We start from the raw sequence: 15079 nt of genomic DNA, 5'->3' as shown, positions 1-15079 counted from the left end.
GGCTCAATCCTCGAAGGGCACGGGCAGCAGGTCGACCTGCTGCCAATACGTCATCGGAAGACCGAAAAGTTCATATTTTCGAATCATCCATGCGGCGTGCGCGAAATGATCCGGAATGTCAGCCTCGACTCCTTGAAGTTCGATGAAGGTATTCCAATCTCGATTCCAGGGTCCGCCCAACGCGCCACGATGGATGCGTGCGTGAACTTCCGCATCGATCATCAAGACGTACTTGTGGATCTCAATCCCCTTGTCCTCGAAGTGCTTCTTGAACGCCTGAGGGAAGATGTGGTGCCGCTCCTTCGGCCGCTTCGCCCACTCTTGTAGCGCCTTTTCGCGGCGCAGCTCGCTGGGCAGCTTCTCCCGCCGGTGCCAGCGGAAGACCATGACGGGCACGGCATCGCCTGGCAGGCCCTGCGCACTTCCCCACGTCCGCTGCGGCCCGCTGCCGGGCGCAACGAAGATGGGCGCCACGGGCATCGCCCCTCGCGTCCGCACGATGCGCTTGGGTGCCAGGTCCTCGCACCGGAACAGCGCGCAGACGTCGTCCTCGCAGACTTGCGTGAGGCACTGGTCCTCGTGGCTGGCCTCACACTCCGTTCGCACGGGTGCGGAGGCACACCCCAGCAGCAACACCAGCCACAGCCACACGACGCGGAGACCGCCTCCGGAGGTTCGTCTCATTTTGCGGCTATTACACGTTAAGTTCCGTGAAGCCCAGGAGGCGAGCAGCCCGGTGCCGGGACACGGCGCGCGGTCAGGGGGTCCGTTATCCTGGGGGCTCCTCACGACACCGAGAGCGCGCACACCATGGGAAGGCTGCTGGTCCTGCTGTTCGTCTACCTGGGCGCGTATCTCGTGCTGCGCAGGCTGTTGCCCGCCGTCACCCGGGGCTGGCGCCATGGCGTGTTGGTGGGCCTGTCCGTCTTCGCGTTCGCGGCGTGGACCGTGCCCGCCGTCACCGGCTACGGCCTGCATCACACGCCTCCGCTGCTCGTGCCGGTGAAGCTGTTCGCCGTCGTGTGGAGCATCGCCGCGCTGATGGTGATGCTGATGGGCCCTCCGTTCCTCATCCTCAAGCTGCGCAGGGAACGCCGTCAGCAGGCCGCGCCTTCGGGCGTGGACCTGGGACGCCGGGACCTCTTGATGAAGGCCGGTCAGGCCATGCCCATCCTCGCCATGGGCACCAGCGCCGTGGGCGTCGTGAACGGCAGCCTGGGCTTCACCGTGCGCGAGGTGGAGGTGAAGCTGCGCGGCCTCCCCGCCGCGCTCGACGGCTTCCGCATCGGGCAGATCACCGACGTGCACGTGGGCCCGTTCATCTCCCCCGAATATCTGCGCGGCGCCGTGGAGGTGATGAACACCGCCGGCGTGGACCTCCAGGTGATGACCGGGGACCTCATCGACGACGTGAATCAAATCGACGAGACCATGGCCGCGCTGGCCTCCACGACGGCCCGCCACGGCATGCTCGCGGTGCTCGGCAACCATGAGCACTGGCGCGGGCTGGAGGAAGTCCTGGGCGGCTACGCGCAGCTGGCCGAGCGCGGCGCTCCGGTCCGGCTGCTGGTGGATGAAACCCACGTGCTGGAGCACGGCGGTCAGCGCGTGCGCGTGGTGGGCGTGGACTTCCCCATGTCCGGTCCCAGCCGCGCTGGACGCGACCGGCGCTGGCAGCACTCCGCGGAGATGGCCTTCAAGGACGGACACCCGGACGACGTGGTGCTCTGCCTCTCCCACCACCCGGACTTCTTCCCCTACGCCGCCGAGCGCGGCGCGCGCCTCACGCTCGCGGGCCACACGCACGGCGGACAGGTGGCCTTCCTGGGAGTGCCGCTGTTCGGCTTCGCCTTCAAGCACATGCTGGGCCGCTACCGCTTCCGCGACAGCCACCTCTACGTCTCCGGCGGCACGGGGCACTGGCTCCCCTTCCGCATCGGCGTCCCGCCCGAGGTGACCCTGCTCACGCTGCGAAGCGCCTGAGGGTGTAACCGGGTCCGGGAGCATTTCGTACAGGGGGGCAAGGAGACTGCCCCATGCTCACGAAGCTTTTGTCCCGCCCCCTCACGCTGGCTCCGGCCCCGAAGCCCGTGGTCCCCGCCGCGCTCCCGACGAAGGCTCCCATCCAGAACACGGCGGTGCGCGCGTTCCAGGGCGCCAGCGGCTTCGAGTCGGTCCGGCCCCGCGAAGCCCCTCCTGCCCCCGCTTCCGCCCCTGGGGCCCGGCGACCTCGGGAAGCTCATCAACCCCCGCCGCGCCGCCGTGACGGAGGCCCTGGAGACGGGCAACACGGTGCCCTTCACCAACACGGACGGGAAGACGGAGCAGGTCTCCATCACGCCCGTGCCCGTGCCCTTCGGCGACAACGACATCTACGCCGTGCGCGTCGGTGACGACACGTTCACCGTCTCCATCGAGCGGGGCGGTGACGTGGACGCGGCGAACGTGCTGAGCCAGCTCGTCGATTCGTACAGCGAGACGCCGGAGGACCTGCGGGGCTCGCTCGAGCGCGTCGTCATCAAGAAGGATCCGGATCCGGACAACGCCGCCGCGCGGGCTGGAGACGGCACCATCACGTTCTATGACGGCGAAGCCACCGTGACGGACGACATCTTCCATCACGAGATTGGCCACCTCATCGGCCGCCAGGTGGAGGATGCCAACGACAGCTTCCTGTCCGGCTTCTTCGAGAGGCTCAGGGGCGAGCCCCCTCCCATCCCCGACGGCTGGGCGGAGGCCGCCGCGGCGGACGGCAACCACCTCAACGACTACACGGAGGACAGCTTCAACGACTCCGGCGTCTACACGGAGGACTTCGCGGAGGCCTGGTCCGAGTACATGCGCGCGCTCGACGGCGGCCCGGAGGCGCTGGCCGCGTTCGAGCAACTGTACCCCGAGCGCTCCGGAATCCTCGAGGACATCTACCCTCCGCCGGCCTGATCCAGCAGCCGCAGCGGCGTGTCGCGCCCCATGGCGATGAAGGGCGCCCAGTAGTGCGGATGGGGCTGTGCCTTGCGCAGCTCCCGCATCGCTTCGCGCAGCGCCGTGGCCAGGCCTTCGCCTCCGAGCAGGTGGCGGTAGTAGGTCTCCATCAGCGTGCGCGTCGTCGCGTCGTCCACCTTCCAGAGGCTCATCACCACCGTCTCCGCCCCCGCCACCAGGAAGGCCCGGCGCAGACCGTAGACGCCCTGGCCCCGGCGGACCGCGCCACGGCCCGTGTCACATGCGGACAGGACCACCAGCTGCGTGCCCCACAGGTCCAGGCCCGCCAGCTCCAGCGCCGTCACCAGCGTGCTGTCGGACGCGCTCGTCTTCGCCGTCTCCCCCGCCAGCAACAGGCCGGAGCGCAGCAGCGGATCCGGCGGACGCGCGGCCTGCGGATCCTCTCCCAGCGCTCCGAAGGTCGCGACCGCCCGCGTGTTCTCCGGCGCGGCGGCGTCCTCCAGGAAGAAGCCGTGCGTCGCCAGGTGCAGGATGCCCGGCGTGCGCAGGTGCAGCAGCCGGTCCTTCGTCGCCTTCGACCCCAGGAACAGCTGCGCCTGCGGGAACAGCCGCTGGATGGCCTCCGCCTCCTCGCGCGAGCCCGGCAGCGGAACCGGCGCCCAGTCGCGCGCCACCAGGTCCTCGCGCCGCAGGGAAGGCGAAGGTGAACGCTCAGCCACCACGGGCGCGCTTCCCGTGGTGGCCTGCATGCCCGTGTTGAAGGCCGGATCCGCCAGCACCACCACCGAGGACGCGGGCGCCGGTTGCTGGGGACGCGGCAGCAGGTCCTTTCCGGAGGTGACGTAGGTGAAGTCGTAGGCGTCCACCAGGTACTGCTTCCCGTCGTGCAGCGCCGCGAAGGGCACCAGCGCCAGCTGACCATCCGGTGAGAGGAAGAGCCGGCGGGCCTTCCCCAACAGCGGCAGCAGCGGCTGGAAGGCGAGCCGGTAGAGCGCCTGGGCCGGGTCCTCGAACGCCGCGTCCCGGCGGGCCAGCGCGTCCCGCAGGCTGGAGGCCGCCGCTTCGATGGGCGCCGCGGGCCCCAGGTCCAACGCGCGGATGTCCCCGCGCGGCAGCAGCACCAACGCCAGACACCGCAGCTGGGGCTCACGGGTCCCCGGCACGAGCGGACGGTCCTCGTAGGTGATGAACTCCACCAGGGCGCCGTCGCCCGGCAGGGCCTTGGCGACACGGCCGACGATGTCATCCGGCGAGGGCAGCGCGGCCAACGCGCGCAGCGGCGCGGAGCGGCTGGCGAGCGTCGCCTCCAGCGCGTCGCCCTGCGCCGTCAGCGCCATGAGCTGCTGCTGATACGCGGACGGCGTGAGCGCGCCGGGCCCGTGCAGCGAGAGGCTGGCCAGCTGGGTGCGCAGCTTGCGCAGCTTCTCGAAGGTGCCGCGCTCCGCCGCGCCCAGGCTCCGGTAGACCGCGCGCGAGATGTCCGCGGTCTCCTCCACGGAGCGGCCCTTGAGCAGCAGCGCGGCGCTCAAGGCCAACCGCCGGATGTCCGCGGAGTCCGGGTGCGCTCGCACGAGCGCGTAGAGCTGCTCCTCGTCCGCGCGCAGGTGCTGGAGGAAGCTGGACAGCCGCGCCTCGGAGAACTCGAGCGCCTCGCGGCGCAGGCGCTGCTCGGACACGCCGAAGGCCCGCGTGAACAGGGGCACCGCTTCGTCCACGCGGTGCTGCGCCAGACGCAGGAGCGCCAGGTTGTTGAGCGATGTCGCGAGGTCCGGATGGTTCCTGCCCAGCACGGCCTCCCGGATGGCCAGCGCGCGCGCGTACAGCGGCTCCGCCTCGCTGTACTTCCCCTGGTCCCGGTAGAGGTTGGCCAGGTTGTTGAGCGACCCCGCGACGTCCGGGTGGTTGTGGCCCAGCACGGCCTCCCAGATGGACAGCGCGCGCGCATACAGCACCTCCGCCTGGCCGTACCGCCCCTGCTTCCGGTACAGCGTGGCCAGGTTGTTGAGCAGCGCGGCCACGTGCGGATGCTTCTTGCCGAAAGCCTTCTCCCAGAGGCCCAGCGCCCGCGCGTACAGCGGCTCCGCCCGCGCGTACTTCCCCTGCGCCTGGTAGAGCGTGGCCAGGTTGTTGAGCGCGGTGGCCAGGTCCGACGCGCTCGGGGTGGACGCCGCCTCCCGGATGGCGAGCGCGCGCGCGTACAGGGGCTCCGCCCGGTCATACAGCCCCTGGTCCTGATAGAGATTGGCCAGGTTGTTGAGCGAGTCCGCCACCAGCGGGTGCGTCCTGCCCAGCGCGGACTCGCGGATGGACAGCGCGCGCAGGCCCAGCGGCTCCGCGCGGCCGTACTGCCCCTGGTCCTGGTAGAGCGTGGCCAGCGTGTCCAGCGTGTCCGCGATCAGCGGATCCTCCTTGCCCAGCGCGGACTCCCGCAGGCCGAGCGCCCGCACGTAGAGCGGCTCCGCCCGGTGGTAGAGCCCCTGCTCCCGGTAGAGCAGCGCCAGGTTGTTGAGCGAGTCCGCGACGGTCAGGTGATGCTTGCCGAGCACCGTCTCCCGCAGATCCAGCGCGCGCGAGTAGAGCGGCTCCGCGCGGCTGTAGAGCCCCTGCTGCTGGTAGAGGTTGGCCAGGTTGTTGAGGGACTCGGCGTAGGCGGACTGGTTCTCGCTGAGGACCGCTTCCTGGCTGGCGAACGCGCCCATGCGGCGGCGCTTGTCCATGCTGAACAGGTTGTTCGTCCGGCGGGACAGCGCGTGTCCGTGGTCGTAGAAACCGCCGGCCTGCCGGTCCGGCTCCATCATGGGTGAAGCGGCGAAGCCGAGCAGCCGGGCCACCGTGACGTTCTTCGCCGCGTCGTCGTTCACCACCGCTTCCCGGATGGCCAGCGCGCGCTCGTGGAGGACGCCCGCCCGGGCCAGGTCCCCCTGGAGCCGGTACAGCTCTCCCAGCAGGTTCAGGCAGTAGGCGACGTCCGGGTGCGACGCCCCGAGCACGGACTCCCGCAGCGCCACGGCCTGCTCACCGGGCGCCAGGGCCTCGGCGTACCGGCCCTCGTCGTAGAGCGTCGCGGCCAGCTCGAAGGCCTGGAGCGCGTCCTTCAGCCGGGGGTCCGTGGGCTCGCGCCCCGCCGGCATGAGCGAGGCACATCCCAGTGCCATCATCACCATGCACCCGAGAACCCACCGCATGCCGACTCCTCCTGAGGACCGGGGATGACCCACCCGGGCCGCCCCTTCCCGACTTAGAGGCAGGGACCCACGGAATCATGCAGGAACGTGTGCGCGACGCACTTCCTACTGCCCATACCCCCGGAATTGCTGGAAGACGCGCTCCATCTCGGCGTCGTCCAGCACCACGGGCTCCCCAATCTGGAGCGCCCGCCAGTACATGGCGGCCAGCGTCTCCACCTCCACCGCCAGCTTCCAGGCCGCTGGCAGGTCCGCGCCCACGGCCACCATGCCGTGGTTGGCCAGCAGGCACGCCTTGCGGCCCTCCAGGGCCACCATCATGTGCCGCGCCAGCTCCGGCGTGCCGAACGTCGCGTACTCCGCGCACCGGATGTCCGTGCCGCCCGCGGCGGACACCATGTAGTGGAACGCGGGGATGCCCCGGCGCAGGCACGCCAGCGTGGTGCTGAACATGCTGTGCGCGTGCAGCACCGCGCCCACCTCCGGCCGGGCCTGGAGGATGTCCCGGTGCAGCTGCCATTCGGTGGACGGCCTGCGGGGGCCTTCATGCGAGCCGTCGAAGCGCATGAGGACCAGGTCCTCCGGCGTCATCGTCTCGTAGTTCATCCCGGAGGGCGTGAGGAGGAAGCCGCCCTCCACGCGCTGGCTCAGGTTGCCGGACGTGCCCTGGTTCAGCCCGGACGTGTTCATGCGCCGCGCGGTGGCCACCATCGCCTCGCGCAGCGCCTGGTGGCCTCCGGCTCCGCTCACTTCGCCGCGCTCCGCGGGGCGCGCCGCTCCGGGAAGAGCGACAGCATCCCCTCCTCCGTGGCCGGACACACGCCGCGCTCCGTGATGAGCGCCGTCACGAGCCGCGCGGGCGTCACGTCGAAGGCGTAGTTCGCGGCGGGGCTGCCCGGCGGCGTAATCCGCACCGTGGCGATGTCCCCCGAAGGCAGCCGGCCCGTCACGTCGCTGAGCTCCGTGCCTTCGCGCTGCTCGATGGGGATCTCCTTCACGCCGTCCTGGAGGGTCCAGTCGATGGTGGGCGAAGGCAACGCGACATAGAAAGGCACGCCGTTGTCCTTCGCGGCCAGCGCCTTGAGGTACGTGCCAATCTTGTTCGCCACGTCCCCGCGCGCGGTCGTGCGGTCCGTGCCGACGATGCAGAGGTCCACCTCCCCGTGCTGCATCAGGTGGCCGCCGACGTTGTCCGCGATGACGGTGTGCGGGACGCCGTGCTGTCCCAGCTCCCACGCCGTCAGCACCGCGCCCTGGTTGCGAGGGCGCGTCTCATCCACCCAGACGTGCAGCGGCAGGCCCGCGTCGTGCGCCAGGTACATGGGCGCCAGCGCCGTGCCCCAGTCCACCGTGGCCAGCCAGCCGGCGTTGCAGTGGGTGAGGACGTTGAGCCGCCCCTTGCGGCCCTTCTTGTCCCACGCCTCCTGGAACAGCTTGAGCGCGTGCTCGCCGATGGCGCGGTTGATGGCCACGTCCTCGTCGCACAGCGCCGCCGCCTGTTTGTAGGCCGCCGCCACGCGCTCGGAGGGCTTCAGCGGCGCGAGCACCTGGCGCATCCCGTCCAGCGCCCAGTGCAGGTTCACCGCCGTGGGCCGCGTGGCCCGGAGCATGGTCAGCGCCTTCTCCAGCGCGCCATCGGACGCGTCCTGCCGCATGGCCAGGCACACGCCGTACGCCGCCGTGGCGCCGATGAGCGGCGCGCCGCGCACCAGCATGCTGCGGATGGCGTGGCCCGCCTCATCCGCCGTGGACAGCTTCACCTTCACGAACGCGTGCGGCAGGCGCGTCTGGTCGATGACGCCGACGCTCCAGCCGTCGGACTCGACCCAGATGGAGCGCATCGGAACGCCTTGGACTTTCATCGCCGTGTCTTCCTTGTTCCGTGCGTTCAGCGCTTGAGGACGCGGCCCGCCACCGCGGAGAGCTTCTCCACCATGGCCGGGTCGCGCGCGTCGGGCGACGTCATGATGGCGTGCTCCAGCGCCGTCTGGCAGCCGGCCTTGCACAGGGCCGTGTGCTGGCTCACGAGCGGCGCGATGTTCTTCACCAGCCCGCGCGCCTTGCCCGCGTTGCCCAGCAGCACGGCGACGACCTGGTCCACCGTCACCGCGTCGTGGTCCGGATGCCAGCAGTCGAAATCCGTGACCATCGACACGCTCGCGTAGCAGATCTCCGCTTCACGGGCGAGCTTGGCCTCCGGCATGTTGGTCATGCCAATCACGTCGCAGCCCCACTGCCGGTACAGCTTGCTCTCCGCCAGCGTGGAGAACTGCGGGCCCTCCATCACCAGGTACGTGCCGCCGCGCACGACCTTGAGGTCCAGGCCCTCGCACGCGGCCATCACCGCATCGCCCAGGCGCGAGCACGTGGGCTTCGCCATGGACACGTGCGCCACCAGCCCCTGCGAGAAGAAGCTCTTCGTGCGCGCGAACGTGCGGTCCACGAACTGATCCACCACCACGAAGGTGCCCGGCGGCAGGTCCTCGCGCAGGCTGCCCACCGCGGAGACGGAGAGGATGTCCGTCACGCCGCTGCGCTTGAGCGCGTCGATGTTGGCGCGGAAGTTCAGCTCCGACGGCGGAATCTTGTGCCCGCGGCCGTGGCGCGGCAGGAACACCACCGGCTGGTCGCCGATGCGGCCGAAGCAGAACTCGTCCGACGTCTCGCCGAAGGGCGACGACACCCGGCGCCACGAGACGTCCGTCAGGCCGTCAATCTGGTACAGGCCGCTGCCGCCGATGATGCCCAGCACGGGCTTGTTGGAACTCGACATGGGAAGACTCCGCTAGGGATTTCAGGACACGTGCGCGAACGGATTCAGCGACGTGAAGTCATGGAACACCGGGTGCCCGTGGCCCGGCGGCAGGGCCACCTCGCCCCGGTCCAGGGCCGCGGTGCGCAGGCCCGCCTGCTTCGCCGCGTCCAGCTCCGCCGTGTTGTCGGAGAGGAACAGGATGTCACCGGGCGCAAGCTCCAGCGCCTGGGCAATCTTCGTGTACGACGGCGCCTCCACCTTGGGCCCGGTGGTGGTGTCGAAGTAGCCGGAGAACACCGGCGTCAGGTCCCCCTCCACGCTGTAGCCGAAGATCAGCTTCTGCGCGGCGATGCTGCCGGAGGAATAGACATACAAACGCAGGCCCCTGGCGTGCCATTCGCGCAGGGCCTTCGCCGCGTCCGCGTGGACGTGGCCTTTGAGCTCACCGCGCGCGTAGCCGTCCGCCCAGATGAGCCCCTGGAGTGTCTTGAGGGGCGTGGCCTTGCGGTCTTCATCCAGCCAGCGCTGGAGCAGGGCCACGGTGCCCACGTCGCCCAGTGCCGGCTCGCCCGCGAGCGTGCGCGCGTCAGACAGGCACTGGCGCACGGCGGCCTCCTGGCCGTGCGTGGCGACGTACTCCGCCAGGTGCTTCCGGGCGAAGGGGAAGAGCACGTCCTTCACGAAGGCGATGGAGCTGGTGGTGCCTTCGATGTCCGTGACGACGGCCTTGGGAGCACTCACGGCGCGTACTTCGGGAAGCGCTCGGCGATGGTCTCGCCGGTGAAGTGGCCCACCCAGCCGTCCGGGCGGATGAAGAAGCGGATGGCGGCGAAGCGGGGCTTCGCCCCCATGTCGAACCAGTGCTTCATGCCTTCCGGCACGCTGATGAGGTCGCCGCGCGTGCACTCCACCTGGAAGACCTTGTCGCCCGCGTGCAGGTAGAAGCAGCCGCTGCCCTCCACCATGATGCGCGACTCGTCCTCGGTGTGGGCGTGCTCGGAGAGGAACTTCGCGCGGGCCGCCTCCACGTTGGGGGCGTCCGGCTTGATGCGCGCCACGTCCACCGTGTTGTACCCGTGGGCCTTCATCTCCGCGTCCACGATGTGCTTGTAGGCCGCGAGGACCTCTTCCTGGCCCGCGCCGTCCGGCAGGTCCACGGACGCGTTCACGCGCTCGAAGCGCACGCCCGCGGGCCTCAGCTCGCGACGGATGTCCTCGGGCTCGGTGTAGACGCCCAGCGGCGTCTCCGGCTGGTGGTCGTTGTAGACAATCAGCTTGCTCATCGCCGCACCTTCATCTTCTCGAGTTCGTACGTCAGCAGGTGTTCCAGCGCCACCACGTGGCGGCGCGCCTCGGCCATGCTCCGGCCCCAGGTGTACAGCCCGTGGCCGGCAATGAGATACGCGACCAGGTCCGTGCGCTTCGCGAGCATCGCGGTCACCTTCTCCGCGAGCCGGGGGATGTCCTGATCATTGGGGAAGATGGGGATGGACACCGCCGTCTCGTGCGTGCGCGTGTCGCCCAGGGCCTTGAGCAGTTCGAAGTCCTGGAGCACCAGCTCGCCTTCCGGCAGGCGCAGGTTCGACAGGAGCGCGGCCACCACGGAGTGCGTGTGCAGCACGGCCTGCGCCTCCGGGCGGTCCCGGTACAGCTGCAGGTGCAGCGGCGTCTCCGCGGAGGAGCCCTTGGGCGGCGGCGCGTGGATGTCCGCGACCAGGATGTCCGCCTCCACCAGTTCGCCCTTGTCCACGCCGGAGCGGGTGACGGCGCAGGCGCGGGCATCCAGCCGGCGGGAGAAGTTGCCGCTGGTGGCGGGCACGAAGTTGCGCACGCTCAGGAAGCGGCCCACTTCGACGATTTCACGGGCCGCTTCGGACAGGGTCGCGGCGGGGACCGGGTCGACGTTCATCCATCCCTCGGGGGAGCGTGAGGACGCGATGAAACATCGCGTTGATGACACGGAGCATAATCCGGGGGTCGACGGTAGGCGCAAGGGAACGCGACGCAGGACGTCACACGGTTCCCCGGTGGTTCATGTGCCGTCGAGCGCGAACGTGGCCAGCCGCGCGAACTCCTGCTGACCGTTCCCCTCCAGCACGTCGTTGTGGTGGGCGCCCGGCACGGTCACCACGCGGGCATGCGGGAAGCGCTGGCCCAGCGTGCGGCCCATGCCCACGGGGACCACCTCGTCCTCTTCGCCGTGGATGATGAGGACGGGGATGGGGATGTCCTTCGCCTTGTCGAGCGACGGGTACCGGTCCCGCATCAGCAGCGACGCGGGCAGGAACGGCAGCGTGCGCTGGCCCATGGCGACCATGGACGTGTACGGGGACACCAGCACCATGCGCGCGCCGTAGCCGCGCCGGGCCATCTCCACCGCGACGCCGGTGCCCAGGCTGCGCCCGCTGAGCACGATGTCCTCCGGCTTCACGCCCTGCTCGCGCAGGAACTGGAGCGCGGCCTCCGCGGACGCGTACAGCCCCGCCTCCGTCGGGCTGCCCGGCGACGCGCCGTAGCCCGGGTACTCCACCGCGAGGAAGCCCAGCCCCACGTCTCCCAGCGCCTGGCCAAAGCCCCGCTGCCCCAGCAGCTGCTCGCCGTTGCCGTGGAAGTGCACCACGGTGGGCGCTCCCGGGGGCGCGGGCAGATAGAAGCGGTCCACGTTCAGGCCGTTGGCCAGCGGCACCACGCCGAAGCCGGGCCGGTCTCTCAGGCTCGAGGGCTCCGTGCGGGGCGCGGGGTAGATGAGCGAGCGCTGCGCGGCGAAGGCGATGGCGCACAGCGCGAAGTACAGCATGCCAATGATGAGGACGAAGGCCATGAGGGGGCGACGGACGCGTTGCACGCCGCCACTCCATCACACCGGCGCCGCGTCCGCCTCAGTGCAACAGCGCGCCGAAGAGCGACAGGCCCAGGTTCACCGCCGACGCGATGACCAGGCCCGCGCCCACCACGCCCGCCGCCGTGAGCGCCACGGGGTTGCGGTCCGCGATGCGCAGGCCCTGGTGCAGGGTCTTCTTCAGCATCGTGCGCTGGCACTGCACGTGGATGCGGCCCTCCAGCGCGGCGTGGAGCTGGCTCACCATGTCGTCCACGGATTCGAAGCGGTCCTTGGGGTCCTTGCTCATCCCCTTCTTCACGAACCACATCAGCTCCGCGGGCACCGGGCCCTGCGCGCTGTTCTTGTGCATGGACCCCATGTCCAGCGTGCGCGTCTGCACCGCCGTCATGATGTCCGGCACGGACTGGATGCCCTCCAGGTAGTGCGACAGCGACAGCAGCTCATGGAAGAGGACGGACAGGGTGTAGACGTCGCTGCGCGCGTCCATCGTGTCGTGCTCGCCGCGCGCCTGCTCCGGGGACATGTAGAGCGGCGTGCCCACCACGGAGCCCAGCTCCGTGTGCAGCGGCCGGGCCGAGTGCAGGTCCGTGGGCGCGCCCGCCGGGAGTGCCCTGGACGCGGACGCTCCTATGCGGCGCGCGAGGCCCCAGTCCAGCACCGTCACCTCACCAAAGGGGCCCACCATGATGTTCGCGGGCTTGAGGTCGCGGTGGATGAAGCCCTTGCCGTGCGCATACGACACCGCGTGCAGCACGCCCAGGAAGATCTGCACCCGCACCTGGAACGGATAGCGCACCAGCGCGTCCAGCTCCGACTTGCGCAGCCGGGCGATGATGGACTCCAGCGTCTCGCCCTTCAGGTGCTTCATCAGGAAGTAGTACCGGCCCTGCTCATCCACGCCCACGTCGTGCACGGGCGCGATGTTCGGGTGGTCCAGCATGCCCACCGTGCGGATCTCCTCCACGAAGCGCAGCACGCGGTCCAGGTCCGCGCCCGGAGGCAGCCGCTTGAGCGCGACCTCCCGCTCGATGTCGTGGTCGCGGATGAGCACCACCTCGCCCATGCCGCCCTGCCCCAGCGGGCGGACCTCCTCGAAGCGCTCGCGCTGGAGCGGAATCACGCTGGGCTGCTCGCCCTTCCACTCCACGCGCGGCAGCACCGTGTTGCGCCGCTGGGTCGTGGACCCACCGGGCGTGAGTGTCGGCGCCAGCTGCTGCGCCCCCGAGTTCGGAGAAATGAGCGTGTTTTCCAGGCCGAGCGCGAGCGTTTGACTCATGGGACGCCAGGAATAGCAGGCACTCCCCGCGCGCGCCCACTTACGCGCAGTCCTTGACGCAACCGCGCGAAACCACTGGGCCGGCAGGCAGCCAGGCGTCACCCCGCAGGGGTGAAGGGCACGTCCAGCACCGGCAATTTCGTAGCGCCGGGCAGGTCGTAATGCCACCACTCCATCCGGTTGCGCTTGAAGCCGGCGCCCTCCATGGCCTTGCGCAGCACCTCCCGGTGCTCACGTGAAGCAGGAGTGCCGCCGGTGTAGCCGTGGTGCGCCGCGGGGGTGAAGTCGTCGAAGGGGGTGGGCATCTCCACCTCCGCCCCGTCCTTCGTCACCAGGGTCAGGTCCACCGCCCCGCCCCGGTTGTGGTTGGAGCCCTTGCGCGGGTCCGCCACGTAGCCGGGCTTCGGCAATATCTTCCACATCTCGTACTGCACCGCGCGCGGCCGGTAGCAGTCGTAGACCTTCAGCCGGTAGCCCTGGGGGCGCAGCACGTCCGCGGCCTGCTTCAGGCGCTTCACCGAGTCCGGCAACAACAGACACCGCGCGCCGTCCGGGTACACCTGCCGCTTGAGGAAGTTGTCCTTCGTCGCGTAGCGCAGGTCCAGCACCAGGTCCGGGATGACGGTGGTGGCGTCCACCAGCTCCGCCTTGGGCGCGCCTCCGAGCAGCGCCAGGGTCAGCGTGAGGCCCGCCGCCGGGAGCATCAGCGCACCCCGTCCGTGTACACGGTGGGGTCCGGCACGCCCGCTTCCTGGAAGCCCTTCGCACGCAGGAGGCAGCTGTCGCAGCGGCCACACGCGCGGCCCTGGGCGTCCGGGTCGTAGCAGGAGTGCGTCATGCCGTAGTCCACGCCCAGCTTCACGCCGGCCTGGATGATCTGCGCCTTGGTGAGGCCGGACAGCGGCGCGTGCACCTTGAAGGTCGCGCCCTCCACGCCCGCCTTGGTGGCCAGCTGGGCCATGGCTTCGAAGGAGCGGATGAACTCCGGGCGGCAGTCCGGGTAGCCGCTGTAGTCCACCGCGTTGACGCCGATGTAGAGGTCCGTGGCGCCCACCACCTCCGCCAGCCCCAGCGCCATGGAGAGGAACAGCGCGTTGCGCGCGGGCACGTAGGTGACGGGGACGTCGTGGGACATGGCGTCCTCGGTGCGGTCCTTGGGCACCGGGATGTCGTCCGTGAGGGCGGAACCGCCCACCTGCCTCAAGTCCACCGTCACCACGCGCACGTCGCGCACGCCCATGGTGGCGGCGACCTTCCTGGCCCGCTCCAGTTCCACCGAGTGGCGCTGTCCGTAGGCGATGGACAGGCACACCGGCTCGAAGCCGTCCGCCTTCGCCATCGCCAGGCACGTCGTTGAGTCCAGGCCTCCGGACAGGAGCACCACCGCACGCTTCGCCATTCCATCCTCCACTTCGGGGCGGCGCACACTACACGACGGGGCCAGGGCCCGGGTGTTTCAGTCGATGCGGTCGCCGCTCACCGTGTACACGGTGGTGCAGGTGGACGGGTTGCATTTGCAGCTCGCGCTCCCGCTCTTGCTGGGCAGGAAGACGTCCGTGAGCGTGCCGCACGCGAGCGACACGTCGTAGCCGTTCTCCGTGGGCGCGGGGATGTCCCCCTCCGGCACGCCGCCATCCAGGCGCTTGCAGTCGCGGGCCACGTTGCGCGCCTGGCTGTCGCTCAGGAGCATGACGTTCATGGCCTCCTCGATTTCGGAGTCCTCGCAGCCGGTGCCGCACGAGTCGCGGCGCGCGATGGCGCGGTGGGTGGAGGACACGCTCTGGCCGGTGTAGCCGGCGTCTCGGGAGAAGCCCTGCACGGTGAAGAAGCCCGTGCCCGCGTCGGTGTCGCGGGAGAAGGTGCCCTCGAAGGTGAAGGTGCCCGCGTCGTCCAGCTGCGCGAAGTCCCGCGAGCCCGCGTCGCACGTGGTGCGCGCCGCGTCCAGCTTCGCCTGGAAGCGGAACGTCCCCATCACCTGGTTGCCCGGGTAGACGGGGTCGGAGAAACAGCCCACCGCCACGGCCACGGCCGCCGCGGGGAAGAGCGCCACTGCCAGTCGCCTCAGGTGCATGACGCGT

Annotated in this window: 15 protein-coding genes; 2 read left to right on the top strand and 13 right to left on the bottom strand. The window is 70.1% G+C overall.

The features are described 5' to 3' along the window. Window positions 1–3: 3 nt before the first annotated feature. Window positions 4–651 carry a TIGR02269 family lipoprotein gene (locus D7X55_RS00915; RefSeq protein ID WP_158626293.1) on the bottom strand — a complete coding sequence of 216 codons (648 nt, stop codon included), beginning with the start codon at window positions 649–651 and terminating at the stop codon, window positions 4–6. A gap of 159 nt (window positions 652–810) precedes the next feature. On the opposite strand from D7X55_RS00915, the gene D7X55_RS00910 reads away from it, so the two are divergent. Continuing rightward, window positions 811–1983 (top strand): metallophosphoesterase, encoded by a 1173-nt coding sequence (locus D7X55_RS00910; protein WP_121721915.1) that lies wholly within the window; start codon window positions 811–813, stop codon window positions 1981–1983. Window positions 1984–2262: 279 nt separating this feature from the next. Further along, window positions 2263–2940, top strand: coding sequence for a hypothetical protein (locus D7X55_RS00905; RefSeq protein WP_121721914.1), 678 nt, complete (start codon window positions 2263–2265; stop codon window positions 2938–2940). Here the strand turns inward: D7X55_RS00905 and D7X55_RS00900 are convergent. From D7X55_RS00900 to D7X55_RS00845, 12 genes are all read right to left on the bottom strand, one after another. Beyond that, window positions 2922–6128 carry a tetratricopeptide repeat protein gene (locus D7X55_RS00900; protein ID WP_121721913.1) on the bottom strand — a complete coding sequence of 1069 codons (3207 nt, stop codon included), beginning with the start codon at window positions 6126–6128 and terminating at the stop codon, window positions 2922–2924. The two genes, D7X55_RS00905 and D7X55_RS00900, sit on opposite strands and share 19 nt — an antisense overlap. A 105-nt stretch (window positions 6129–6233) precedes the next feature. Then, window positions 6234–6878 (bottom strand): class II aldolase/adducin family protein, encoded by a 645-nt coding sequence (locus D7X55_RS00895; RefSeq protein ID WP_120548457.1) that lies wholly within the window; start codon window positions 6876–6878, stop codon window positions 6234–6236. Next, window positions 6875–7990, bottom strand: a complete 1116-nt coding sequence (gene mtnA / locus D7X55_RS00890; protein WP_120548458.1) for an S-methyl-5-thioribose-1-phosphate isomerase — start codon at window positions 7988–7990, stop codon at window positions 6875–6877. The genes D7X55_RS00895 and mtnA overlap by 4 nt, the downstream gene beginning before the upstream one ends. A gap of 26 nt (window positions 7991–8016) precedes the next feature. Continuing rightward, window positions 8017–8901, bottom strand: a complete 885-nt coding sequence (locus D7X55_RS00885; protein ID WP_121721912.1) for an S-methyl-5'-thioadenosine phosphorylase — start codon at window positions 8899–8901, stop codon at window positions 8017–8019. A gap of 21 nt (window positions 8902–8922) precedes the next feature. Further along, window positions 8923–9624, bottom strand: a complete 702-nt coding sequence (gene mtnC, locus D7X55_RS00880) for an acireductone synthase (RefSeq protein WP_121721911.1) — start codon at window positions 9622–9624, stop codon at window positions 8923–8925. Then, window positions 9621–10166, bottom strand: coding sequence for an acireductone dioxygenase (locus tag D7X55_RS00875; RefSeq protein WP_120548461.1), 546 nt, complete (start codon window positions 10164–10166; stop codon window positions 9621–9623). The genes mtnC and D7X55_RS00875 overlap by 4 nt, the downstream gene beginning before the upstream one ends. After that, complete coding sequence (locus D7X55_RS00870) at window positions 10163–10792, bottom strand: methylthioribulose 1-phosphate dehydratase (RefSeq protein WP_120548462.1); 630 nt, start codon at window positions 10790–10792, stop codon at window positions 10163–10165. The genes D7X55_RS00875 and D7X55_RS00870 overlap by 4 nt, the downstream gene beginning before the upstream one ends. Window positions 10793–10915: 123 nt before the next feature. Further along, the gene (locus tag D7X55_RS00865) at window positions 10916–11728 is read right to left on the bottom strand and encodes an alpha/beta hydrolase (RefSeq protein ID WP_121721910.1); all 813 of its coding nucleotides are present in this window, start codon (window positions 11726–11728) and stop codon (window positions 10916–10918) included. Window positions 11729–11762: 34 nt separating this feature from the next. Continuing rightward, window positions 11763–13001, bottom strand: a complete 1239-nt coding sequence (locus tag D7X55_RS00860) for a serine/threonine-protein kinase (protein WP_121721909.1) — start codon at window positions 12999–13001, stop codon at window positions 11763–11765. Window positions 13002–13099: 98 nt separating this feature from the next. Next, window positions 13100–13705, bottom strand: a complete 606-nt coding sequence (gene ddpX, locus D7X55_RS00855) for a D-alanyl-D-alanine dipeptidase (RefSeq protein ID WP_121721908.1) — start codon at window positions 13703–13705, stop codon at window positions 13100–13102. Further along, window positions 13705–14400 (bottom strand): 7-cyano-7-deazaguanine synthase QueC, encoded by a 696-nt coding sequence (queC, locus tag D7X55_RS00850; protein WP_121721907.1) that lies wholly within the window; start codon window positions 14398–14400, stop codon window positions 13705–13707. The genes ddpX and queC overlap by 1 nt, the downstream gene beginning before the upstream one ends. Before the next feature lie 57 nt (window positions 14401–14457). Beyond that, entirely contained in the window at window positions 14458–15072 is a 615-nt protein-coding gene (locus D7X55_RS00845) for a hypothetical protein (protein ID WP_121721906.1), read from the bottom strand. Between the last annotated feature and the right edge of the window lie 7 nt (window positions 15073–15079).

This window comes from Corallococcus sp. AB049A (assembly GCF_003668885.1).
GTDB lineage: Bacteria > Myxococcota > Myxococcia > Myxococcales > Myxococcaceae > Corallococcus > Corallococcus interemptor.
Note: the sequence above shows the minus strand (reverse complement) of the source record. Positions and strands in the feature narration are given on the sequence as shown.